The following is a 24,934-nucleotide window of genomic DNA, read 5'->3' on the forward strand; positions in this document are numbered from 1 at the left end:
GCATATTCTACAAAATTTAGGGGGATGTGGCTATGTTGAAAGGGGATTTCTTTAAAACTGTAAATGTAGGTTTGTGTAGTTGTGGGAAGATGTGAGGGGTACTTTGTTCTTTGATTCATTTGGTGATGCTGGATGTGATCTCATTTGCGCTAGGTGTTGTTGCCAAAGTCAAAGCTATTGCACAAATAGAAAAAGAGGCAGATATTGACCGTAAAGCTTTGTATAAAACTCTAAGTCAAGATTCAGCCTCTCGATTTGATAAGATTAATCATGTCATTCATACACTGAGTTTAAAATTAACGGTGCAGAACGTGTAATCCCTCAAATTACAACAATCAAAAAGAACTTTGAGGGGAGGATTATTGATAATTCCCCGCCACTTTTACATAGTGCCGTGCAGAATAAGGCAAAAACTCTTTTTCCTTGTCGGTTAAAGGACGAACTTTTTGCACAGGGCTACCCACGTACAAATAGCCACTTTCCAAACGCTTACGCGGTGGCACTAAAGACCCTGCGCCAATCATTACATCATCTTCAATAATGACATCATCCAAAACAATTGTGTTGATGCCCAATAACACCCGATTGCCAATGGTGCAGCCGTGTAAGGTCACACCATGTCCAACTGTGACATCTTCGCCAATAATCAGCGGTGAACCTTCAGGTTTGTCGGCTTTTTTATGGCTAACATGCAGCATGGCATGATCTTGCACATTGGAATTTTGACCAATCCGAATATGGTTAACATCACCACGAATCACGGCAAATGGCCAAACCGATACATTTGCGGCCAAATGCACATCACCAATCACCACCGACAATTCATCTACATAACAGCTTGCGTCAATTTTTGGGGTTTGTTCTAAATAAGCACGCACATTTTTTTTCATGATGGACAAATCTTTAGCTTATAAATTTAGGATTGAGGACAGTATAAAATAAAAAAGCACACATGCGGGCATGTGTGCTTTGCGCTTTAGTCTAAGCTTATGAATCTTAGAATAAGTTGCTAAAGAATTGTTTGATATGGTCTAGCATACGTGCAAAGAAACCCGCTTCTTCCACTTCCTGCAACGCCACCAATGGTTTTTCAGCAATCACTTTACCATCTAAGGTTGCGACATATTTACCAATCACTTGACCTTTTTTCAAAGGAGCAGTCAATTTAGGTTGAACCACCAATTGAGTTTTAATTTGGTTGGCTTTGCCTTTTGGCATGGTCACGTTAAAGTTTTCTGGCAAACCAATTTGTGCTTCTTTGCTTTTACCGTACCATACTTTTGCTTTAGCTAAGACTTGGTTGGCAGGCTGTACACGTACAGTTTCGTAGTTTGCATAACCCCAAGCTAACAATTCACGAGTTTGAGTTGCACGAGCTTGCATGGTTGGCGCACCAAAAATCACCGAAATTAAACGCATTGGGCCACGTTTAGATGAAGTGGTTAAGCAGTAACCCGCTTCGTTGGTATGACCTGTTTTTAAACCATCCACGCTTGGGTCGGTATATAACAGGGCATTACGGTTGCCTTGTTTAATTCCATTAAAAGAAAACTCTTTTTCAGAATAAATTGGGTAGTATTTTGAGCTGTCATGGATGATGTGCTGCGCTAAAGTCGCCATATCTTTTGCGGTAGAAAAGTGACCTTCAGCAGGCATACCCGTAGAGTTCATAAACTGGGTATTGCTCATGCCAATACGTTTGGCTTCTTCATTCATCATGTGAACGAATGTGCCTTCATTACCTGCAATGTGCTCTGCCATGGCTTTAGATGCATCGTTGCCCGATTGCACGATAATTCCGCGTAGCATTTCAAGTACGGTTGCTGTGCCATTTAAAGGAACATACATACATGATTCTGTGCTGCTGCCACGACACCATGCAGACTCATTCATGCGGACTTGTTCATCTTCCGTGAGTTCGCCTTTTAATAACTTTTGTTCAATGATGAAACTAGTCATCATTTTGGTCATTGAGGCAGGGGCGAGTTTTTCGTTTTCATTTTTTGAAGCTAAAATTTGTCCCGTCTCATAATCCATCAAAACGTATGATTTGTTATTGAGTTCTGGTGGTGTAGCTAAGACAGTTGCTGCATAAGAAAAGCTTGGTAATAGTAATAATGCAGCAAGGGCGCTTTTTGGGGTCATTCTAAGAGGTTCCAATACTTGAGGTATGCACAAAAGAGCTAGCATTTTAGGGCAAAGCTCAGCCGACTTCTATGGGAGAAATCGGCTTATTGATAAAAGTATTGTAACCAAATTGTATTATCTGCTATATGCTGTCAATTCTTGGCAAATTGCTTGGTTTTTGGCTGTTCCAGCAGCTTTGGCATCGGCACGGGCTTCTTTTAAAATTGGCTGGAAGCTTTTTTGTTTGCTGAGTTTACTTAAGGCAGTAACAGCGTCTTTTTCTTTAGGCATATATTCTTGGGCAAGTTTTGTATAACCCTGATGAAATTGATCTTGTTCTTTGACTAGTGAAGGGCAAACTTCAGATAACACATAAATAGCGGCTAATTCTTGCTGAGTCACTTGTTGTAATGGCGTCACTTCAATATTTTCTTCTTGCGCAATTGCGGCTTGACTTAAACCCAAACTGAGCGCAACTGCGCCAAAAAAATGAACTGCACGTGAATTTTTTAAGCCAGAAAATTGCATATCAAGTACCTTAAATATTGTTTGAACTGAATCTACCGATTCATTTAAGTGCTTATAAGATGAATCATTTATTTGCGAATTGAAAGAGTGAAAATGTATTAAAGCTGTGTGATCTGAGCGCAAATCATGTATAAAAAGTGAAGATTAAAGTCTGAAATTTGAAAATCAGTGGCTTGATATAAAGCGTAAAATAATAGTGGAAAAATACCAGATATAAAAACTAAGCATAAAATTTAAGGCAAACTTTGAAAGTTTGCCTTAAAGGGTGAGTATGCAAAATTATTTACAGGCTCAAAATAGTATTTAAATCATGTGATTTAAAGTGCTAATTCTAAAGCTTCCTGACACACTACTTTTTGCTCTTCTTTGGCTGTATCTTTTGCTGCTTCACGCGCTTCAGCTAAAACGGATTGATATTCTGCGTCGGCTTGTAGTTTGGCAAGCGTCATGTTCGATTCTGAATAATCTTGTAGATAAGTTTGAATCAGTGCTTGAATATTGGCATCTAATTTTGCATTTTTTCCAATCAGTGCAGGGCACATTTCAGTCATGACTTGTGCCGCTGCAACATCTTCTTTCACAATCGTATTGGCTTCTGCTGCAGTCAAATCTTCTGCAATTACAGACTGCGTTAATACAGCAGCAAAACCTAGACCCAATAAACGACGAAATGACAAAGCTAAAATCATGAGAATCACATATATTTTTGGATGGATGTTAAGCGCTAAATATATATAATCTTTTGTATATTTCAATGAAATGTGCTGATCAGTCATTTTGTTGTCGTGTGCTTATTAAATGTGCTTAGGCATGAATCAGGCACAAACAAGTTTAAGATTGAACCGACGTTGCTATATTTTAGTATATAACCTTTATATTTGTTTTATCTGAGATTTTTCTGTGAATATTTTGATAGCCAATGATGATGGCGTGTTTGCACCTGGTATCCAAGCTTTGGCGAAAGCCTTAAAACCTTTGGGTCGTGTGGTGATTGTTGCACCCGAAAGTGAACGCAGTGGTTTTTCGAGTGCGCTGACTTTAGACCGACCATTACGTCCTGTGCAAATTGCTGAAGATGTCTGGGCAGTGAATGGTACACCTGCAGACTGTGTCTATTTGTCGATGAATGGATTGTTCGATTTCGAATTTGATTTGGTGGTCAGCGGCATTAACAGCGGTGCAAATCTAGGGGATGATGTACTGTACTCAGGCACAGTCGGTGCGGCATTTGAAGGACGTTTGATGAAACAGCCTGCGATTGCGGTATCACTTGCAGGGCATAATGTACGTGCTTATCAGCATCCGCAAGATTATATGCAGGCAGCGCAGTGGGTACATGACTTTATTGCTCAAGGTTTACCAAGTTTACCTGCACGACATATTTTTAATGTGAATATTCCAGATGTGCCAGTGTTGCAGGGCACAAAAATTACCTATCAAGGACAGCGTACCCAATCTAAGCCAATTACTAGTCAGGTCGATCCACGAGGGCGTCAAGTGTATTGGATTGGTTTGTCGGGCGAGGCAGTGGCTGCACCGAAAAAAGGCTTAACTGAAATTGAGTCTGATTTTTTTGCGGTAGCAAATGGCTATGTCAGCGTGACACCAATTCAGATGGATGCCACCAATTATGACGTTTTGCAATCATTGCACAGTCAATTTTCCCAAATTGGCTAACTAATGTTATAACTTTGTGAAAAAGTAGCTTGTAAGCCTCATTACAAGGACTTTTTTGCTACTCTTAGCGCAATAGAAAATATTTAGAATTTGTAGAGAGGAAAGAATGCCTGTGGTGTTTCAGTATCGTTTATTTAGCACACCAACAGCATTGTTGAAAACCTTAGTGTTATCAAGTGCTGTTGTGGCTACCGTCGTGTTGAGTGGTTGTGCCTCTAAACCTCAAGTGAATAATTCTGCACGTTATGCAACAGCGCCGAATTTTTATACTGTACGTTCAGGTGATACTTTAAGTGGTATCGCTGCACGTTATGGTTTGAGCTATCTCAGCATTGCAGAAATGAATGATATTGCACCGCCGTATCGTATTTATGTCGGGCAGTCGATTCGTTTGAAAGCGGGCAATGCACCACGTACAACAAGCACTCGCCCTGTAACGCAGGCTGCACCAATTCAACGTCAAACAGTCACTTTACCAACGACACCTGCACCGGTAACATCGACTACAACCACGACCACTAGCTCAACAACACCAAGTACACCGGTGCGTAGCAGCACATTGCGCTGGGTGAAACCATCTCAAGGTGCTGTGATTGCACAGTTTAATTTGGCAAGTAATATCAAAGGAATTCGTTACGGTGGCAATGTAGGTGACCCAATTTATGCCGCAGCAGATGGGCAGGTGGTTTATGCTGCAGATGGCTTAAAAGAATATGGAAACTTGATTTTAATCAAGCACATTGATGGTTATATCACCGCCTATGCACATAACAGTAAGATGAATGTGAGCAGTGGTCAAAACGTAACAGCGGGTCAAAAAATTGCAGAAATGGGCTCTTCGGGTGCTACACGTACCATGTTGGAGTTTCAGGTACGCCTAGATGGTAAGCCAATCAATCCGACTAATGTTTTACCAATAAATTAAATTTTGCAAATACAAAACATAAATTTCACCGTATAATACAATAGGTTGCTTTTATCGAAAGATAAGAGCACCTGTATAATTTCAGAGGGAATTTATGTTAGATCAACTTCGAGCAATGGGTGTATTTGCTTGTGTTGTTGAAAAAAGCTCGTTTAGCGGTGCAGCGCGTGATCTAGGGATCACCACAAGTGCCGTCAGTCAACAAATCCGTTCATTAGAACAAGAAATGGAAGTCACACTTCTGCATCGTTCTACTAGAAAACTGAGTTTGACTGAAGCAGGACAAGCTTTTTTCCACAGCTGTCAAGAAATGCTCGCCGCTGCTGAGCGCGGAAAAATCCGCATTAATGAATTAAGAGATGATTTGGTCGGTGATTTAAGAATTGCCACCACTCCAGAATTAGCCACGAACCATGTGATTCCCGCACTTTCTCATTGGCTGTCTGCCCATCGTGGCTTGTCTGTACATCTAGAAACCGACAATCAATACATTGACCTGATTGATGGTCGTATTGATATTGCGCTGCGTATGAGTCCAAAAATTGAAGATCAAAACCAGCATGTGATTCCTATTGCACATATTGACCAAGTTTTAGTTGCATCACCTAGTTATTTAAATCAAACTGCACCCATTTCACGTCCTGAAGATTTAAAACATCATGAGTTAATTCCATTGACCATTATGAAAAATTTTCAGCAACTCAATTTTAAGCATATCAGCACTGCTGAAAATGTGGATGTAGAGTTGGGCTCGCGTCTATCGACCAATAATGTGTTGGTGTCTAAATCTTTGTGTATGCAAGGGCATGGGCTTGCGCGAATTTTGCATTTGGATATTCAAAAAGATTTGCTTAATGGCAGTTTGGTTGAAATTTTGCCTGAGTGGAAATTACCCGCATTTACCTTGTATGCAATCATTTCCAAACATGAGCAACAACCGATGAAAGTACATCGTTGTTTGGAAGCCTTAAAACAATATTTTTCTCAATTGCCGGGTGGGCGAGTGTTTCAAGAAGCATCTTAATTGAATGTTGATAATATACTGATCGACCATTTAGTTAGCAAAAAGCCGCAGTTCAAACTGCGGCTTTTTGTTAGGGATTTATTTAAGCCAAGAATTTTTTAATCATTGCTACAAGGCGTTCAATCAATTGATCTGCCTGGGCTTGAGTAATATTTAATGTTGGCAATAAACGCACCACAGAACCTGCAGTTACGTTAATAATCATTTTGTATTCATCGCGGGCAATATCGACCAACTCTGCACATGGTTTTGGTAATTCAATACCAATCATCAAGCCAAAACCACGCACGCTTACATTTTGGTCTGCGAGTTGTTGACGCAATTGTTCCACAATGTAGCCACCCATTTTTGCTGCATTTTCTACCAAGTTTTCTTTCTGGATGGTGTCAATAACAGTGTAAACCACGCGTGAACCTAACGCAGTACCACTGTAGGTTGAGCCATGATTACCAGCAGTAAGAACGCCCACACCACGACCTTGAGTCATGACTGCACCAATTGGGAAGCCATTGCCCAAACCTTTCGCTGTAGTCAATACATCAGGCACAATATTGGTGTGCTGATAAGCAAAGAATTTACCTGTACGACCATTTCCTGTTTGTACTTCATCAAGCATCATCAGCCAGTTGTGTTGATTACAAATACGGCGGATGTCTTCTAGGTAGCTAAAGCCTTGTGGTGCAGTATTCACACCGCCTTCACCCTGAATCGGCTCGACTAAAATAGCCACAATATCAGGATGCTGAATCGCAGCTTCTTCAATGGCTTCGACATCACCAAAAGGCACACGAATAAAGCCTTCAACCAAAGGTGCAAAACCTTCCTGAACTTTTTTATTGCCAGTTGCAGACAGGGTAGCCAAAGTACGACCGTGGAAAGAGTGATCTGCAACAATAATTTTAGGATTGGCTACGCCTTGCATATGACCGAATTTACGTGCAATTTTAATTGCACCTTCGTTAGACTCTGCGCCACTGTTTGAAAAAAACACTTCTTCCATGCCAGCAACTTGCGCCAATTTTTGTGCAGCAGCAGTCTGCCACGGCACTTCAAACAAGTTACTGGTGTGAATTAAGGTAGCCGCCTGATCTGCAATGGCTTCGGTAATTGCAGGGTGTGCGTGACCTAAACCACATACGGCAATGCCTGTAAGTGCATCTAAATATTCTGTGCCATCTTCAGTATAAAGATAAGAACCTCGACCGCGGACAAAGCTGATCGGCTGACGGCCAAATACAGGCATCAAATGTGATGGTTGATCAGTTTGCACAGGAGCAAGGGTAATGTTATTCATGACTAACTCTTATCTGTTAGGTTGGAGGGAAAAACTTATATAAGCAAAATCTACTGCAGATGAAAAGCCTAATTGTAAATAAAATTGGATTTATTGCTTTAGACGTACTGTTTTGCTCGGTTTTGGGTATAATGCCACACAGATGAGTTGAGGATTTACCAATGACTGAACAAGTACGCGATACCGAAGCGTTAATTCGTGAACAAATTGCTAAACATGCTGTTCTTCTTTACATGAAAGGCACACCACAATTTCCACAATGCGGTTTTTCTGCGCGCGCAGTAGAAGCACTCAGTCAAATTGGTCGTCCTTTTGCTTATGTGAATATTTTAGAAAATCAGGATATTCGTACCACTTTGCCAAAAATTGCCAACTGGCCAACTTTCCCACAATTGTGGATTAACGGTGAGTTGATTGGTGGTAGCGATATTATGTTGGATATGTTCCAGAAAGGTGAGTTAAAGCCTTTAGTTGAGCAATACAGCCCAGCACCTGAAGCTTAAAGTATTGGACTTGGGTCACACTAGACCAAAGTCATCCATACAAAAAAGTTGATATAAAAAAAGCGCCTTGGCGCTTTTTTTATATCTGGAATTCACTTGAATAGCTGATTTGAATCACTGCACTTAGTTTACCGCAGTACTTTCAGTTGCAAGTTCAGCAGTTTCAGCCGACTCAGCAGTGACTTCATCAGAAGTTGCCGCATCAGATGGTTCAGCCGATTTCTGTTTTTTCTTGGCTTTTTGCGCTTTTTCCTTTTTCTCTGGGTCTTTTTTGTCCTTTTCTTTCTTGGACTTTTTCTTTTTCTTTGGCTCTTCTTCAATTTCAGCACCATCTTCAATGGCTTGCCAATACTCAAGTTGTTCCATCACTGCAGCGTAAATTGAACCTTTACTGTAACGTCCTTTTTTAGTGAGTTTACCCACAGGACGCGCCATTAAAATTTCTAAGGCTTGGTCAATGGTATCAATGGCGTGAATGTGGAACTGACCTTGTTCAACCGCTTCAATCACATCTTTACGCAACATAAGGTGCTGCATATTTTGACGTGGAATAATCACGCCTTGCTTGCCAGTTAAACCTTGCAGTTTGCAGGCATCAAAGAAACCTTCAATTTTTGCATTCACGCCACCAATTGGCTGTACTTGACCAAGTTGGTTCATGGAGCCTGTAATGGCCCAAGATTGGTCAATAGGTAGTTGGCTGATTGCAGAAATCAAAGCAGAAAGCTCTGCCACTGTTGCACTGTCACCATCAACCTGACCATAACTTTGCTCAAAGGCAAGGGCAGCAGAAAAATGTAAAATTTGCTCACGGCCAAAATGTGCTTTGAGGAAACTGGCCATCAACAACACGCCTTTGGCATGTAAAGAACCGCCAAGTTCAACACTGCGTTCAATATCTAAAATATCGCCGCCGCCTTGATAGACTGAGGCGGTTAAGCGCGAAGGTAAGCCAAACTCGACATCGGCATAGTGAATGACCGACAGGGCATTAATTTGCCCTAAACGATGTCCGCGAGTTTCTATTAACTGCGTACCGCGTGATAAATCTTGCCAGTACAGTTCTCTTAAATAACCTAAGCGATATTTGCGATGATCCAGTGCGGTATTGATATGCTGTTCGGAAACCGTTTTATCGCCCGCCTGTGCCGCATGGTGATGCGATTCACGAATTAAATCCCCCAAGGTGAGGGCATGTAAGGAGAGTGAGCTTTGATCTTCAGCTTGACGGCTTGAGTCAGTAAGTAAAGCCGCCAAAGCAGAACGGTCAAATGGTAATAATTTGTCAGATTGCACATAGTCGGCAATCAGCTGCATATATGCCTGCTCGTTTTCGTCATTACGTTGTAATGTATCGGTAAAGTCGGCACGGATTTTAAACACGCTGCCAAGTTCGGGTTCTAGCTCTAAAATTTCATAATAAATTTCAGGCTCTGCCAGTAAAATCACTTTAATATTTAGTGGAATGGCTTGCGGTTCAATGGAAATGCTGCCTGTTAAAGTTAGCATGTGTTCCAAAGATGAAAGTTTCAATTGCCCCGATTTTAAAGCGCGTTTCAGTCCTTGCCATGCATAAGGCTGTTCCAGTAACTGCTCTGCTTCGAGCATCAAAAAGCCGCCATTGGCTTTATGTAAGCTACCTGCACGAATTAAGGTGAAGTCAGTGGTAATGGTGCCGTTTTGCGTGAGTTGTTCTACATGCCCCAATAAATTGTAATGGGTTGGAAAATCTTCAAAAATAACAGGTACACCGCTGTTGGGTTTGTGCGTCACAATAATATTGGCTTGGTAGCGCGCAGGAATACGGCTAAAGGTGCCAGGACGGAAATCATCTTCTTCCTGTTCTAAAACAAACTCGACATTATTAATAATATCTTCGGCATAGTATTGTAAATATTCAGTCAAACCTTCGACACTAGGATATTTATTGTGAATAATATCAATGCGTGGCATTACCACTTGTTTGGCAATATCACGGTTCAGGTCTTGTACTTTGTCACGTGCGTCATCTTCTAAATCGCCTAAATGCAAACCCAAACGCTCCAGTTTTTTATTCATATAACGAATATTGGACGCAATTTCTGCACGGGTTTTGCTGTCCAAGGCGTTAATATCTTCCTTAGACATTTCCTGCATTTTGTCATTTTTCAGATGCACGGGTACAAAGCAATGTTCATCTTCCTGCGCAATCAGTTTTAAATCGAGTTCTTCACCTTCACTGGTCAGCTCAATTAAGGCTTGTTGCTGTTCATCACCCGCTTGCTGACGAATCATTTCAATGCGGTTGTGATAGGTTTCTGCGGTAAAGCGACGTTCGAGTTGCTTTAAAATAGTTTGCCAAGTTTGATGTAACAAACTTTGAAATTTAGGCGCTTGACCTGCAGGCAGTTGCAAGGCAATCGGTTGGCGCGGGTGTTTGAAATTATTGACATAAACCCAGTCATTCGGTGTGGGCATGCTCTTGGCATGTTGCTGCAGCAAACGCTTGACCATGGTACGTTTGCCCAATCCCGCCGTACCCACTGCAAAAATATTGTAGCCAGAATATGGCAGGGAAATACCTGCTTCCACCGAAGCGCGTGCCCGATCTTGTCCTAAAAAATTATTCAGCGGTTTAATGCGTCGGGTCGAAGCGGGAATGTTATCGTAATTTGGAATATGGGTTAGTTGTGTTGCTTTGAGTCGTGTATTTTCTAAAGTCGTTTGTATTTCGCTTTGTTCAAAGGCAGAGCTGAGAAGCGGTTGTTGTTCATCTTGCGCTGCTGTTGTTGTGTTGGTTGTCATTGATGGGGTGATTTGATCAAGTCTTTGGGTCACTGTAGAAATCCAAAACGAAATATTGCAGTTAGAAGTTTAAAGGTATACAGGTTTAAGCGGAAAATTCAAGCTAAGCCGTAATTTTTACTACAAAATGACAAAGCTGTTGTGGATAATTTCATAAATACTGTTGAAACAGAAGCTATTCCGCGATTGAATAACAACAATTTGACTTGATAGAAAATAATAATCGAATGACCACACAACAGACTGGGCAAACTTCAGCACAAAATACAGGGTGGAAAGCTGCATTTACGGCATTTTTAGACCGTCGTGCGCTGATCATGCTGTTTTTGGGCTTCTCTGCAGGTATTCCAATTTTACTGATTTTTTCCAGTCTATCTTTGTGGTTGGGCGAAGCAGGCATTGACAAAAGTGCGGTCACTTTCTTTAGTTGGGCTGCCTTGGGTTATTCCTTTAAATTTGTCTGGGCACCATTAATTGATGAATTACCCGTACCCTATTTAACCAAAAAACTAGGGCGACGTCGGGCATGGCTGCTCATCGCCCAATGTTTAATTGTTTGTGCAATTGCGGTGATGGCATTTTCTGACCCAGCTTTGGGACAGGCGCATTTATATCAAATGGCATTGGGTGCAGTATTACTGGGCTTTTCTGCAGCCACGCAAGACATTGTGATTGATGCTTACCGTATCGAACTGGCTGAAACTCAAATGCAAACCGTGTTGGCATCGACCTATAACGCGGGCTATCGCATTGGGATGATTGTCGCAGGGGCAGGTGCTTTATTTTTGGCAGCCTCGTTAGGTACAGCCAAAGGCAACTATATTTATAGTGCATGGAAAATTACCTATTTGGCGATGGCTGCGGTGATGCTGATTGGCATTATCACGACTTTGGTGATTCGTGAGCCGCAAGTGAATCGGGTCAGCAAGCATTATCAACGACGCGACTATTTTCGTCTGGTTACGGTGTTTTTTGTTGCGGTATTCAGTTTTGTATTGTGCTACGTCTTTTCGGGTAATTTTACCGAAGCCTTAAAACAACAATTCCAACTCAAAGATGCATTTTTATTATTTTCTATAGAAGCTTTACGTTTTATTGCATCGGGTGCGGCTGCTGTAGGCATGGGCACAATTTTGGTCAAATTGGGCGCAGTCAATAAACAGATGGCATTTGAAACATGGGTGCATCCTGTTGCAGATTTCTTTAAACGCTACGGCATGAAACTGGCACTGGTGTTATTACTCTTGATTGGTTTTTATCGAGTTTCAGACATTATTGCAGGTGTAATTTCCAATGTGTTCTATCAGGATTTGAACTTTAGCAAAGAACAAATTGCCGAAGCGGTTAAGGTTTATGGGGTCATTTTCAGTTTAGTGGGTGGCTTCTTGGGCGGTTTACTGGCACAGCGTATGAACATTATGAAATTAATGTTTGTTGGCGCGGTGTTGGCATCATCCACCAATCTTATTTTTATTGGTCTGGTGAAGTCAGGACAGCAACTGAGCGATGTGCAAGTTTCTGTGGGGCAGCAACAATATCAAACCCAGGCCGATGAAGTTGGATATTGGAAAGTGGCTGTGCCTAGTCAGGTTTTAGCAACACAGGATGAAATTCAGGTACGTGCGCAATACCAAACGGGCGATACGCCGTCACGTTTAGTGTCGATGCCGTATTTGCACCAAACTGAGATTGAAACTGCACAACTCCAGTTTTTACCACTGACTTCGGATAATCGTATTAGCGAAAATGAAGCCAGCAACAGTATTGTCGTACGTGGGCAATATGCAGGGCCTGCCTTAACCGAACAGCAAAAAATTGTACTGCAGCTAGATGGTCAAAATTTTGATGCAAAACTAGATGCACAAGGAATTTTTACGGCAGCGATTGCAGGGCAGCTTTTGGCAGACTCACCAAGTAAACAACTGCAAGCCGTATTATTGAATAGACAGCAAACAGTACAACAACACAGCCAAACCTATCAGGTCGATTTAAACACACATGAAGGCAATGCTTTGGATGTAGATATACAACCTTTGCCGATCGTTCAATCATCTTCAAACAATATGGTTGAAATTCAGGGCAAGGTGATTAAGCCATATAGCACAGCATGGTTATATTTTGCGATTATTGTCGATAACTTGGCTTCAGGTTTAGCGGGCGCGGCTTTTATCGCATTTTTATCCAGTTTAACCAGTGTGTCATTTACTGCTGTGCAATATGCAATTTTTAGCTCACTCATGACCTTGACTCCTAAGATTTTAGGTGGTTATTCAGGTACTATAGTGACCAATATTGGTTATCCAAACTTTTTCCTCATGACCACATTAATTGGAATCCCTATTTTAATTTTAGTGGTGTGGGTGGCGAAATTGTTACGTGACCATCAACACATACAAGCAAAACCGATTGAACAAAAGGATGAATGACATGCGCATGCTGCATACCATGTTACGTGTAGGTAATTTAGAGCAATCATTAAAATTTTATACAGAAGTTTTAGGCATGACTTTGCTGCGTAAGCGTGATTATGAAGAAGGTCGTTTTACCCTTGCTTTTGTAGGCTATGGCGATGAAGAAAATCACACCGTTTTGGAGTTGACGCATAACTGGGATACAGACAGTTATGATTTGGGCAATGGCTATGGTCATATCGCAATTGCGGTAGAAGATGCCTACAAAGCATGTGAAGAAATTAAAGCGCGTGGTGGCAATGTGGTACGTGAAGCAGGGCCAATGAAAGGTGGCGTGACTGTCATTGCTTTTGTTGAAGACCCAGATGGTTATAAAGTTGAATTGATTCAGCAAGATCAGAACGCACGTAATAACTAAGTTTTCATCCGCAAAGCAGTAAAAACCAAACCTTTGTGGTGCAATAAGCTGAATGTTGTTCAGTATTCAGTTTGAAAATATTGAACATCGCCCAGTAATATATCTTTATCAAAAGGTAAAAATTGCTGGGCTTTTTTGCAACAGTAAAAGAATATACAGGATGTGTTTATGTTGAAGTTATTGGCATTGGATCGCTTTACCATTCTTTTGTTTGTGATGGTCATCCTCGCCAGTGTCGTGCCTGTGTCAGGGCAAGCAGCCGAAGTTTTTAGTGTGATTACGACAGTTGCCATTGCAATCTTATTCTTTTTGCATGGGGCGAAATTATCACGTGAAGCTGTCATTCAGGGCATGATGCATTGGAAATTGCATGCGTTGGTATTTACTTTTACCTTTGCGTTATTCCCAATTTTAGGTTTGCTGGCAAAGCCAATTCTAGTGCCAATGCTCGGGCAGGAGCTGTATTGGGGCTTTTTGTTCATGTGCTTTTTGCCTTCAACCGTGCAATCTTCAATTGCCTTTACGTCAGTGGCAAAAGGCAATGTTGCCAGCGCAGTCTGCAGTGCGTCATTCTCTAATTTAATTGGGATGTTTATTACCCCAGTTTTAGTAGGCATCTTTATTTTAGGGCAGTCTGAACACGGTTTTGACCCGACAAATTCGATTATTCAAATTACTTTATTGTTATTGGTGCCATTTATTTTGGGGCAGTTATTACGTCCTTATGTTTTTCCTCAGATGTTGAAATTACCAAAGCTGGTCAAGGTATTTGATCAGGGTTCGATTTTGATGGTGGTTTATGGTGCATTTAGTGGGGCAGTGGTAGCAGGATTGTGGCATCAAGTTAGTGGTATGACTTTATTGCTGTTGATTATTGCTTGTTCCGTGTTATTGACCCTTGTGATGTGGTTGGCGTGGGTTGTGCCGCAATGGTTGGGTTTTGCACGTGAAGACCAAATTGCCGCATTTTTTTGTAGCTCCAAAAAAACCTTAGCCAGTGGTGTACCGATGGCGCAAATTTTATTTATTGGGCAGCCGTTGGGGATGATTGTTTTACCGATCATGATTTTCCATCAAATTCAGTTGATGGTGTGCGGTGTGATAGCCAATTATCTCGAAAAGCAGCCCGATTCGACTGAACCTCAGGAATTAAATTCCTAAGAATAATTAGCTTTAAAATATTTTATTCCGTATAATATTGCCCAACTTGTTGTGCTTAGCTCTGACGGTATCCGTCTCGGTGGGCCAAAAGAATGGTCTGTTGTGGTGTTGGTCTGCTTTTAAAGCATGTCCTCATTTTTTTAATGAGAGTGACCAATTGCGATGACAGCTTAAGCCTTCTTAAATCTTAGGAGTAATCGACGATGCGCGCCGATATTCACCCAAAATATGAAAAATTAGTTGCAACTTGTTCTTGCGGTAACGTAATCGAAACTCGTTCAGCAGTTGGTAAAGAAACTCTTTATCTTGACGTATGTTCTGCATGCCACCCGTTCTACACTGGTAAGCAAAAGAACGTTGACACTGGCGGTCGTATCGACAAGTTCAAACAACGTTTTGCTGGTATGTCACGTTCTATCAAACGTTAATATCCAGTACGAAAAAAACGGGCAATTGCCCGTTTTTTTGTGCCTTAAATTTTAGGGTCTACAAATAGACCCTAATGCACAAGACCTTATTGGTCTTGCACATCAATTAAATGATCGAGTTTTTTCTGGAAATAATCACCCTGAATAAAGCGCGCATCGACATTCCACGCATTCGCAAACAGGTTCATATCATTTAAGTCACGCAATAACACTTCTACAGGTTTAATTTCACTATAAATGCTCAATTGTTCCTGTAATTCTTGCGTCGAGTCATCAGCAGCCAGTTTTTCAGTCAGTGCACTGTGCAAGGTCAAGTAGTGAATATCGACTTGTTTCAAGATAGATTCACTATAAATCGAATGACCAAAATCACGCAGAGAAATTTCAGCGCCGTGCTGACGTAATAAACTGATTTGTTTCTGCGCATCACCTAAGTTTTGGCTGATGTCTTCTTCAGAGAATTGCAAAATTAATGGATGGCTGAGGCGGCTACCAATAATCGTTATCAGTTTAGACACAAACTCAGGGAAGCTGCGGTCTTGTAATAAAACAAATTTGTTTAAATTGATAATCAGCTTCGCTTCAGGATATTGGGTGATGAAGTTGTGCAATTGTTTACAAGCTTCGACCAAAATCCAACGATCCAGTTTAATGGATAATTCTGGGTCTTCAGCCAAATCTATTAAGCCTGTCAGTGATTTCCATTCACTATTGAAAATAAAGCCACTAGTTACTTCATAGGTATATAAATTGGTGTCTTGCTTATCATAAAGTTGTTGATACTTCAGATGAATTTCACCACGATCAAGACTTTGACGTATCGCTGCAATAATCGCAGATTCACTATACGATTGTGGTACGGCTGCAGCAGATTCAATTACATTTAAGTTAGATTCACCAAAGGACAAGTCTAAGGTTAAACCTGAGTTATGTTGTTCTTGCTGTTGTGGTAATGCGTTGGCAAAACCTTGGCTAATCAGTTGCTCAAAACTGCTTTCATTTTGAATGTCTGGAGTGAATGGCACATAACCAATACGCAAATTAAGTGGGTAAGTATGTTGATCTACCGTAAGTAATTGCGGTTTCGTGAGTGAATTTAAGCCAATCAGTTTCGATTCTAAAATTGCAGGCGATTCTGCTTGGAACAAACCAACCACTAAACCATTACTCACATTAAATAATGGTACATTGGTCTGTTCTTTTAAAAAATTTTGAATGTTGGTAAAGTAATTTTTTGTGGTTTGCCAGTCGGCTTGGAAAATTGATTCAGGACAGTTCGCCAAAGAAAACACCACCAAAGCATTGGCACTAGAAGGCTGTTTGGCTAAAGTGCGATTTACCAATTGGTATGTGCTTGGTTTTGCCGCTGCTTTGTCTGCTGTCGTTTGAGCAGGGGATGTATTTTGCGCCGTATTTTCAATATCTATGGTGATTTGTATGGCGTCGTCAGCTGCTCCAATAAATTCAATTTTGAGTGGGTTTTGTTTTGCTAATAGCGGGTTTTGGCTATGAATATCAAAACGGCCGTGTTCAAATTGTCCTTGGCTGACTTTCTTAAAGCGGAATTTAAAATCTGTAATATCTTGCGGTTGTAATAAATCTAATAGTGGTAAGCCAATAATGTCATCTTCACTTTTTAAACCAAATAGCTGTAAATATTCAGCATTGGCTTGGACGTGAATCCCTTCTTGAATAATGGCCACAGCTTTGCTGCTGTCTTCGACCAACGCCTGTGCTTGTGATTGCGCATTTTCCAGTTCAGTCATGAGTTGTTCTTGTGACTGCTGTAAGCGACTAAAAGACAGTGCGCGAATTAAGCCAAAATAGAAGCGCTCAGGATAATCTAAATTGATAATGTCATAGATGCCTTTGCGCACATAACTGGTGTATTGAGTGGCATCGTAATCGTCTGGTTTGAGCAAAAGTAGCGGTAAATTTGGTTGCTGTGATGCACGAATTAAAGTGAGTGCCTGATCGACTTTTAGGTCATAAGCACGACCAAAAATCACCAAATCCCAAGTTAAATGTAATTGTTTTTCAAAGTTTTTAATGTCATCTAATAGATAAGCCTGAACACGGTGCTCATTTGCAGTGAGTTGTTCACAAATTTGATTAAAACGTATTTGGTTGTCATCGATTATGAGTAAACGTGTTTCGGTACGTTTGAGCTTTTTAGACAATAATGGATTTCTCACTTTAATGCTTCCCATAAATCGTGATTTTTAACTTCATTCACTTGTTTCTGAATAAAACCATCAAGTAAAGGCTGTTGTTGGTCATTCAACAACTCAAAATCAAAGCGCATAAAGCTTTGGGTAATCAATAACGGCTTAATTAAGAACACTTTAAGTTCTTCTTCGCCTAAACGTAGCTGTACGGTTTGTTTGTCACGTAATAATTGCAGACTTGGCAAAATCAATGAGGTATTGACTTCATCGACCTGAGTACTTTGTACCAATAATGCTGGATGGTAATGTCCCGTATGTCGATCTGTTTTAACAAAAACAGCACAAGGGTAAATATCTTGGGTTAAAATTTCCAAGCCAAGTTCTAAACTTTTTTCGGCAGATTGTTTAATCCAGCGAATGACACCACCGCGCCACGGACTTTGGCTATTTTCCTGAACCAGAATAAATTCACCTGTTTTAAGGTTTTTCGGTGTTTCACCCGTCCATTTAATACGATAGCCATTGACACTAATATCTAAAACATCGGCATTGTAAATTTGTTTGGCTTCACGGTCTAAGGTTTTAACAGCGCTAATATCTACCGTAGAGTTGGTATGCATGGCATTGATAAACTGGCTTTCATTCTGGAATTGGTAGTTATCGCCCAAAGCCAGTGTTTCATTGAAGTTTTTACCATTAGACAGATAAAAATGTGCCACAGTCAAACCAAAGCAAATTTTAATCCGTGCCGAATATTCATAACGCTCATGCACACGTTCTGCTGTATTGGTCAAAATATTGTGCAAATGGAAATGCAAAGCAGGGGTTAAGAATAGCTTTTCATTGCGTGATAAATGTTCACCTTTACGACCTTGAACTTCATTTAAATGATCGAGTAGGGGTTGAGTTGCAATAAAAATATTGGCATGAAAACCTTGGCTTTGGTGCGTATTGTAAATAGGTGGATGATCTTTGCTTGCATCGACCACATAACGTGAAAGCGTCGTTTCTTTGGGTAAAACTTGAATCAGTTTTGCCCAATCAAAGCTACAGAGATATAAGCCTTGAATTTCTGCAGGTCGAATTTGATGGGTATTGAAAATTTCCAATAAAATCAGCTGTGCATAGGCTTGAGCAATATTAATCAGTTGATGTTGTGTGCCTTGTAACTGATTAATATTATTTAAATAATAATGTTGTTGAATGGCTGTATCTAAAAGTTGGTGTGCAATTAACCACTGATTTGGCAAGGCGTGGCTATAAAGCATGTGTTGTTGATAGCGCAGTAGAGCTAATTGTTGTAAAGCATAATAGCTAGATAGAACTCGTGCAGTTTGTAAGTTCTTTTTTAAATTAAAGGCAAATAAAGAAAATTTTTGTTGGGTGAGTTGTTGGTGGCTACGTCGGGAAATATTAATATAGACTTTGGCGAAATGACTGCGTAATAACAGCGCGAGTTCAATAATATGATCGTTGCGGTCATTACTAATCAAAGCCTGGTTGAAAAAATGCTTTTCCAGACTGGTAAGCACATTTTCAAGTGTCGGATGAATAGCTTGAATTAAGTCAAAACGTAATGTTTCCTGACATTTCAGTTCTGAAATTTCTAAAAGTGCATTAAATAGAGCTTGGGAAGAATCACCCAATTGTAAAATGGATAAATCCGCTGCCCATGCCTGAATGCTTTTAACCGTATTTTGACAAAAACTCAATTGCTCCAGCTTTAGTTCGCTGGGAACTAGAAAAAGATCTGAAGTATTCATATTCATGATTGTTATTTAACTCAATAAGTTGAAACCCCAAAAAGCGGTGTCTTGTTTTTTTCGCCCGCAATTTCCCTAACGAGTTTAGGAACTAAATAGCCGGGTAAGTTCGCTAAAAGCTCTTTATAGATGTGATCAATGTCTTGCGGCATTAAATCAAAATGATGCGCTCCTTTTACTTTATCTAACACGTGTAAATAGTAAGGCATCACCCCTGCATCAAAAAGACGATAGCTTAAATCGACCAAGACCTGAGCAGAATTATTGACCCCATTTAATAAGACTGCTTGATTCAGAACGGTGATGTTTTGTTCGACTAACTTGGCAAGTTGCGAACAGGTAAAGTCATCTAATTCTGATGCGTGGTTCGAGTGTACCACTAGAATAATACGCAGCCTACTATTTTTTAGTAAGGAAATCAGCGATTCATCGACACGGTTGGGAATAACAATCGGAACTCGTGAATGAATTCTCAAAAATTTTATTTGCGGAATAGACGCCAATCGCTCAATCCAGATATTTAATTTACGATTTGACAAAGTGAGCGGGTCGCCACCACTTAAAATCACTTCATTAATATCGGGCTGACTTTCAATGTAATTACGGATATTGTCCCAGTCTTCAGTTTTTGGCAGATTTTCCTGATAAGGAAAGTGCCTGCGGAAACAATAACGACAATGTACTGCGCAAGCACCAGTCAAGGTCAGCAAAAAGCGTGATTTATATTTGTGTAAGACTCCAGGTTGTTGATTGGCTTGTTCCTCACCCAAAGGGTCGGTCACAAATCCAGGATGATCTTCCAGTTCTAAATGATGCGGCAGAACCTGTAACAGTAAAGGATCGAGTGGATTGCCTTTTTGCATTTTGGCCACAAATGCACGCGGGATACGCGATTTAAACTGATTGGATGCCAGTAAAGCACCTGACAGCAACTGCTGTTCAGACAGCTCTAAAATATTTAACAATTCGCGTGGGTCGGTGATCAAGTCACTGAGTTGAGATTGCCAGTTTTGTTCTTGGTACAGGTAGTTGATCATGCCAGAAAAGATTTAAATATGAGGTGAAAGGAACCAAGTACACATCTATTTAGCGTAGATGAATTCTTTGTTCATTGAGCGTGAATGCCGCGAATGATTAATCGCTTTGAATCAGAATCATTACAAAACAGCTGATTTTACTGATATCTTGAGGTGATCGGTAGTGGATTTTCATTGCTTCGTTATGGCTTGCTCATTTACAATACGTCCGATGAAAAAAGATGTTGCAAGATGGCGAGCATCGCAAAGCTGCGTTGGTCATTTGCTTTGTAACATAAATAGTTAAGTTAGTCAGTTTGGAGTGTGCCAGTCATGGCCTATTATTCTACGAATGATTTCAAGTCAGGCCTTAAGGTTATGCTTGATGGTAACCCATGTTCAATCATGGAAAATGAATATGTAAAGCCAGGTAAAGGTCAAGCGTTTAACCGCGTAAAACTTCGTAACCTTCGTTCTGGTAAAGTTTTAGAAAAAACATTTAAGTCTGGTGATTCACTAGAAGCAGCTGACATTGTAGAAGTAGAAATGGAATACCTCTACAACGATGGCGAAATGTGGAACTTCATGGATCCTGTATCTTTTGAGCAAATTGCTGCTGACAAAACCGCAATGGGCGATGCTGCAAAATGGTTAAAAGATGATTCAAACGAAAAATGTACCATTATGTTGTTTAACGGTGTGCCTTTAACTGTAAACGCACCAAACTTCGTGGTATTAAAAATTGTCGAAACTGATCCGGGTGTACGTGGCGATACTTCTGGTGGTGGCGGTAAACCAGCGAAATTAGAAACAGGTGCAGTGGTACGTGTTCCTTTATTCGTACAGCAAGAAGAAAGCGTTCGTGTAGATACACGTACAGGTGAATACCTAGAACGCGCATAATGATTTATTGATAAATCATAAGTAAAAGAGGGGGATGATTCGCGTCATCCCCCTTTTTTGTTGATTTGATTATGTGGTAAAAGAATAGGTGAAAAGTATAGGAAACTGTTGGTGCTCCATTTAAGTGTACGGTAGCGCACACTATGGATGTAAGGGCAGCAGACATCAAAATAAAAGGAGCAGGATCAACCAAGGATTTAGGAAATAAAGCTACATCTCGACAATAAAAGTAACACTTAAAAAATGTAACAAGAAGAGAGATTGACATGGAAACAGTTCAACCGAAGTCTGGTCTGACTTCAAAAATTATATGGCTTTTGGTCGCTATATTGGGTGCAGTATCTTTTGGGATATTGGCAGTCAGTAGAGGCGAACACGTCAATGCAGTCTGGTTAGTTTTAGCTGCGGTCTGTGTCTATAGCATTGCATACCGCTTCTACAGTTTATTTATTGCCACCAAAGTATTTGAGTTAAATGAGCGACGCTTAACGCCCGCACATCGTTTGGCTGACGGTTTAGATTATGTGCCCACCAATAAAAGTGTGTTATTTGGTCACCACTTTGCCGCGATTGCAGGTGCAGGCCCTTTAGTTGGGCCTATTCTTGCAGCACAAATGGGTTATTTACCCGGCACGATCTGGCTTTTAGTCGGGGTGGTGTTGGCAGGTGCAGTCCAAGACTTTTTGGTTTTGTTTATTTCTACACGTCGTGATGGGCGTTCTTTGGGAGAAATGGCAAAACAAGAGTTGGGTTCATTTGCTGGTGTGATTGTCATGCTGGGTGCGCTGGGCGTGATGGTGATTATTCTTGCCGTACTCGCTTTGGTTGTCGTGAAAGCTTTAACCAATAGTCCGTGGGGCGTATTTAGTATTGCAGCCACCATCCCAATTGCGATTTTCATGGGCATTTATATGCGTTTTATTCGCCCGGGGAAAATTGCTGAGGTTTCCATTATTGGTTTTGTCCTGATGATGATGGGTATTATTTATGGTGAAAATGTTGCACAGCATCCATTCTGGGGGCCTTTATTTACTTTAAGTGGCACAGAATTAACGTGGTGTTTAATTGCCTACGGTTTTATTGCTTCAGTTTTGCCAGTGTGGTTGTTATTGGCGCCACGTGATTATTTATCGACGTTCTTAAAAATTGGTGTTATAGCGGGTTTGGCTGTCGGGATTGTGTTTGCAATGCCTGAAATGAAGATGCCTGCGGTGACCCATTTTATTGATGGTACAGGGCCAGTATTTGCGGGTTCATTGTTCCCATTCTTATTTATTACCATTGCCTGCGGTGCGATTTCAGGTTTCCACGCCTTAGTGTCTTCAGGTACGACGCCAAAACTAGTCAATAACGAAAAAGACATTCGGATGATTGGTTATGGCGGCATGTTGATGGAGTCTTTCGTGGCGATCATGGCAATGATTTGTGCCACGGTGCTAGACCCAGGCGTGTACTTTGCCATTAATGCACCCACTGCAGTTTTAGGTACAACGGTGGAAAGTGCAGCAGAAGCGGTACGAAATTTAGGCTTTGTAGTGACTCCTGAGGCTTTAACCATTTTGGCAAAAGAAGTCGGTGAAAGCTCGATTCTGTCACGTACGGGTGGTGCGCCAACGTTTGCAATTGGTATGGCACATATCATCACCGAGATTTTTAATAACCGCTCAATGATGGCATTCTGGTATCACTTTGCCATTTTATTTGAAGCCTTATTTATTTTAACTGCAGTAGATGCAGGCACACGTGCTTGCCGTTTTATGGTGCAAGATACTGTAGGTATTGTTATTCCTGCAGTGAAAAATTCACATAACTTCTTTGGTAACTTGCTTGGCACAGCAGTTGCGGTGGCTGGTTGGGGTTTCTTCGTCTATCAAGGCGTGGTCGATCCTTTAGGCGGTATTAATAGCTTATGGCCTCTATTTGGTATTGGTAACCAAATTTTGGCAGCGATGGCGCTCATTTTAGGTACAGTGATTCTGTTTAAAATGAAAAAAGAAAAATATGTTTGGGTGACGATTATCCCTACAGTTTTCTTGTTCATTACTTCAATGACTGCAGGTTGGCAAAAGATTTTCCACGACAATCCCAAAATTGGTTTCTTGGCGCAAGCAGATCGTTTCAATGCTGCAATTCAACGCAATGAAATTTTAGCACCTGCAAAAACAGTGACTGAAATGCAAACCATTGTCATGTCCAATCAAATTAATGCTGTGTTATGTGGTTTCTTTATGATTGTGGCATTTGTGATGTTGTTCGCTGCCATTGGGGTGATTCGTCGTGCCTTGGCAAGTCCAACACCAACTGTACATGAAGCTGAAGCGATTTATCGTGATCCTGAAACGATTCAGCCGAATAGTGGTCATTAGGAGTGAGCACATGATTAAGCTTAAATTTGCCCAACAGGGTAAAACGGTGATTTACAACATCATTAAAATGACCATCATGTCGCAAAAGGATTTGATTCTGAATCCGAAAAACTGGTCGCGTATCGCTACTTTATGGCAGCGTTTGCAACAAAGTTTTCGTTTAATGGTCGGTGTACCCGATTATCAGAATTATTTGGAACACATGCGTAAGCATCATCCAGATTTAGAAGCCATGGATCCGAAGACTTTTTATCGCTACTGTGTCGATGCGCGTTATCCATCGGCAAAAGGTGGTTTGAAAAAGTGTCCGTGTTAATCCCGTATCACGATGGAAACGTATAGAGATACGAGCTGTTTAAAACTTACTTTTTTAGGCAGTTTAGAATATCTCGAGGATTTCTTTGGAAATTTAGCAAAACGGTGTATGTTTAAACATGCGCCGTTTTTTATTGGGGATAAGGGGATTTACTGTGATTTGGGGTACAGAAAAAGTTCAAAAACAACAACTGACGCAAGCGCAGCAACAGCTCAATGCACAGATTGAATCTTATGCTGGAAAAATTCAGGCTTTTTTGACTGAAATTAATACCATTATTTTAGATAAAGAACAGCAGACCAAATTGGCGTTAAGTTGTTTGTTGGCGGGCGGGCATGTGCTTTTTGAAGATTTACCCGGATTAGGTAAAACGACTTTATCGAGTGCCTTATCGCACTTGGCGGGTCTGCAATTTCAGCGTATTCAGTTTACCAATGACATGCTGGCCAGTGATGTGATTGGCGTGAATATGTTTAATCAAAAAGAACATCAATTTGAGTTTAAGCAAGGCCCTATTTTTACCCAAATTTTATTGGCAGATGAAATTAACCGTTGTTCGCCTAAAACCCAAAGTGCCTTGTTGGAAGCGATGGAAGAAGGCGCGGTTACGGTGGATGGTGTGCGTTATAGCTTGCCGCAACCTTTTTGGGTGATTGCCACACAAAATCCACTGTTTCAAAGTGGTACTTATGCGCTGCCAGAATCACAGCTTGATCGTTTTTTAATGCGTCTGTCTTTGGGTTATCCATCGCGTTTTGCTGAAAAAATGTTGCTGCAACAAAACTCCAGACATGCGCTGATTGCCAGTTTGGCCCATATTTTTACTGAAACAGAAATTTTAAATTTACAGCAATTGGTCACGGAAATTTATGTGTCAGATACCGCGCTAGATTACTTACTCGACTTAGCCACAGAAACCCGTAAAGCGCGTCACGGATTATCTACCCGTGGTGTTTTGGCATTGAAAAAAGCAGCACAAGCACATGCTCTAATTGAGCAACGTAGTTTTGTCACTGCCGATGATATTCAAGCGGTATTTGTGGCAGTTGCTGCACATCGTATTGGATTGAGTGAGGCAGAAACTTTGTATGTGATGCAACAGGTTAAAGTGAGTTAGTACAC

The 24,934-nt window shown here is 40.9% G+C and carries 22 protein-coding genes; 13 read left to right on the top strand and 9 right to left on the bottom strand.

The annotated features are described in order from the left end of the window. The first annotated feature begins 110 nt into the window (after window positions 1–110). Window positions 111–317 (top strand): DNA-binding protein, encoded by a 207-nt coding sequence (locus FTT70_RS02065; protein WP_104851773.1) that lies wholly within the window; start codon window positions 111–113, stop codon window positions 315–317. A gap of 42 nt (window positions 318–359) precedes the next feature. Here the strand turns inward: FTT70_RS02065 and FTT70_RS02070 are convergent, their stop codons facing one another. From FTT70_RS02070 to FTT70_RS02085, 4 genes are all read right to left on the bottom strand, one after another. Beyond that, on the bottom strand, window positions 360–890 hold the full coding sequence (locus tag FTT70_RS02070) for a gamma carbonic anhydrase family protein (RefSeq protein WP_004971648.1): 531 nt from the start codon (window positions 888–890) through the stop codon (window positions 360–362). A 106-nt stretch (window positions 891–996) separates the two neighbouring features. Next, window positions 997–2,145 carry a D-alanyl-D-alanine carboxypeptidase PBP5/6 gene (gene dacC / locus FTT70_RS02075; protein WP_004971646.1) on the bottom strand — a complete coding sequence of 383 codons (1,149 nt, stop codon included), beginning with the start codon at window positions 2,143–2,145 and terminating at the stop codon, window positions 997–999. 117 nt (window positions 2,146–2,262) lie between these two features. Further along, window positions 2,263–2,655: an MCR_0457 family protein gene (locus tag FTT70_RS02080; RefSeq protein ID WP_004971644.1), complete on the bottom strand. Its 393-nt coding sequence runs from the start codon at window positions 2,653–2,655 to the stop codon at window positions 2,263–2,265. A gap of 317 nt (window positions 2,656–2,972) precedes the next feature. After that, a complete protein-coding gene (locus tag FTT70_RS02085; RefSeq protein ID WP_026438310.1) occupies window positions 2,973–3,344 on the bottom strand; it encodes an MCR_0457 family protein in 372 nt (123 codons plus the stop codon). Between the two features lie 211 nt (window positions 3,345–3,555). Here FTT70_RS02085 and surE point away from each other — a divergent pair, with 211 nt between their 5' ends. The 3 genes from surE to FTT70_RS02100 all read left to right on the top strand — a co-directional run bounded on the left by surE (window position 3,556) and on the right by FTT70_RS02100 (window position 6,281). Then, a complete protein-coding gene (gene surE / locus FTT70_RS02090; protein ID WP_096901077.1) occupies window positions 3,556–4,332 on the top strand; it encodes a 5'/3'-nucleotidase SurE in 777 nt (258 codons plus the stop codon). 106 nt (window positions 4,333–4,438) lie between these two features. Continuing rightward, window positions 4,439–5,257: a peptidoglycan DD-metalloendopeptidase family protein gene (locus FTT70_RS02095; RefSeq protein WP_104851774.1), complete on the top strand. Its 819-nt coding sequence runs from the start codon at window positions 4,439–4,441 to the stop codon at window positions 5,255–5,257. A gap of 94 nt (window positions 5,258–5,351) precedes the next feature. Next, on the top strand, window positions 5,352–6,281 hold the full coding sequence (locus FTT70_RS02100) for a LysR family transcriptional regulator (protein ID WP_180168223.1): 930 nt from the start codon (window positions 5,352–5,354) through the stop codon (window positions 6,279–6,281). A gap of 82 nt (window positions 6,282–6,363) precedes the next feature. On the opposite strand, the gene FTT70_RS02105 is transcribed toward FTT70_RS02100, so the two are convergent. Further along, window positions 6,364–7,575, bottom strand: a complete 1,212-nt coding sequence (locus FTT70_RS02105) for an aspartate aminotransferase family protein (protein WP_131261143.1) — start codon at window positions 7,573–7,575, stop codon at window positions 6,364–6,366. Between the two features lie 161 nt (window positions 7,576–7,736). Here FTT70_RS02105 and grxD point away from each other — a divergent pair, with 161 nt between their 5' ends. Then, window positions 7,737–8,078 carry a Grx4 family monothiol glutaredoxin gene (grxD, locus tag FTT70_RS02110; protein WP_019837647.1) on the top strand — a complete coding sequence of 114 codons (342 nt, stop codon included), beginning with the start codon at window positions 7,737–7,739 and terminating at the stop codon, window positions 8,076–8,078. A gap of 123 nt (window positions 8,079–8,201) precedes the next feature. Here grxD and FTT70_RS02115 read toward each other — a convergent pair whose 3' ends face one another. Continuing rightward, on the bottom strand, window positions 8,202–10,895 hold the full coding sequence (locus FTT70_RS02115; RefSeq protein WP_179989877.1) for a Lon protease family protein: 2,694 nt from the start codon (window positions 10,893–10,895) through the stop codon (window positions 8,202–8,204). Between the two features lie 194 nt (window positions 10,896–11,089). Between FTT70_RS02115 and FTT70_RS02120 the strand changes: the two genes are divergently transcribed. The 4 genes from FTT70_RS02120 (at window position 11,090) to rpmE (ending at window position 15,280) form a co-directional block, all read left to right on the top strand. After that, window positions 11,090–13,288, top strand: coding sequence for an MFS transporter (locus FTT70_RS02120; RefSeq protein WP_004971628.1), 2,199 nt, complete (start codon window positions 11,090–11,092; stop codon window positions 13,286–13,288). Window position 13,289: 1 nt separating this feature from the next. Beyond that, window positions 13,290–13,691 carry a lactoylglutathione lyase gene (gene gloA / locus FTT70_RS02125; RefSeq protein WP_213064880.1) on the top strand — a complete coding sequence of 134 codons (402 nt, stop codon included), beginning with the start codon at window positions 13,290–13,292 and terminating at the stop codon, window positions 13,689–13,691. A 162-nt stretch (window positions 13,692–13,853) separates the two neighbouring features. After that, the gene (locus FTT70_RS02130) at window positions 13,854–14,852 is read left to right on the top strand and encodes a bile acid:sodium symporter family protein (RefSeq protein ID WP_171062555.1); all 999 of its coding nucleotides are present in this window, start codon (window positions 13,854–13,856) and stop codon (window positions 14,850–14,852) included. A gap of 203 nt (window positions 14,853–15,055) precedes the next feature. Further along, the gene (gene rpmE / locus FTT70_RS02135; RefSeq protein ID WP_004971624.1) at window positions 15,056–15,280 is read left to right on the top strand and encodes a 50S ribosomal protein L31; all 225 of its coding nucleotides are present in this window, start codon (window positions 15,056–15,058) and stop codon (window positions 15,278–15,280) included. Window positions 15,281–15,366: 86 nt separating this feature from the next. On the opposite strand, the gene FTT70_RS02140 is transcribed toward rpmE, so the two are convergent. From FTT70_RS02140 to epmB, 3 genes are read right to left on the bottom strand one after another with little or no spacing between them, the layout of a single operon-like run. Then, window positions 15,367–17,490 (bottom strand): EAL domain-containing protein, encoded by a 2,124-nt coding sequence (locus tag FTT70_RS02140; protein WP_180168224.1) that lies wholly within the window; start codon window positions 17,488–17,490, stop codon window positions 15,367–15,369. Continuing rightward, on the bottom strand, window positions 17,472–19,217 hold the full coding sequence (locus FTT70_RS02145; RefSeq protein ID WP_180168225.1) for a GTPase: 1,746 nt from the start codon (window positions 19,215–19,217) through the stop codon (window positions 17,472–17,474). The genes FTT70_RS02140 and FTT70_RS02145 overlap by 19 nt, the downstream gene beginning before the upstream one ends. 14 nt (window positions 19,218–19,231) lie before the next feature. After that, window positions 19,232–20,248: an EF-P beta-lysylation protein EpmB gene (gene epmB / locus FTT70_RS02150; RefSeq protein WP_180168226.1), complete on the bottom strand. Its 1,017-nt coding sequence runs from the start codon at window positions 20,246–20,248 to the stop codon at window positions 19,232–19,234. A 312-nt stretch (window positions 20,249–20,560) separates the two neighbouring features. On the opposite strand from epmB, the gene efp reads away from it, so the two are divergent. The 4 genes from efp to FTT70_RS02170 all read left to right on the top strand — a co-directional run bounded on the left by efp (window position 20,561) and on the right by FTT70_RS02170 (window position 24,929). After that, window positions 20,561–21,130 carry an elongation factor P gene (gene efp / locus FTT70_RS02155; RefSeq protein ID WP_004971615.1) on the top strand — a complete coding sequence of 190 codons (570 nt, stop codon included), beginning with the start codon at window positions 20,561–20,563 and terminating at the stop codon, window positions 21,128–21,130. 266 nt (window positions 21,131–21,396) lie between these two features. Beyond that, window positions 21,397–23,496 (top strand): carbon starvation CstA family protein, encoded by a 2,100-nt coding sequence (locus tag FTT70_RS02160; protein ID WP_004971612.1) that lies wholly within the window; start codon window positions 21,397–21,399, stop codon window positions 23,494–23,496. Between the two features lie 10 nt (window positions 23,497–23,506). Continuing rightward, complete coding sequence (locus FTT70_RS02165) at window positions 23,507–23,812, top strand: YbdD/YjiX family protein (protein ID WP_171324790.1); 306 nt, start codon at window positions 23,507–23,509, stop codon at window positions 23,810–23,812. 157 nt (window positions 23,813–23,969) lie between these two features. Beyond that, window positions 23,970–24,929: a MoxR family ATPase gene (locus tag FTT70_RS02170; RefSeq protein ID WP_096901148.1), complete on the top strand. Its 960-nt coding sequence runs from the start codon at window positions 23,970–23,972 to the stop codon at window positions 24,927–24,929. Window positions 24,930–24,934: the final 5 nt, after the last annotated feature.

The organism is Acinetobacter sp. YH01003 (assembly GCF_013420525.1).
GTDB classification, from domain to species: Bacteria; Pseudomonadota; Gammaproteobacteria; order Pseudomonadales; family Moraxellaceae; genus Acinetobacter; species Acinetobacter towneri.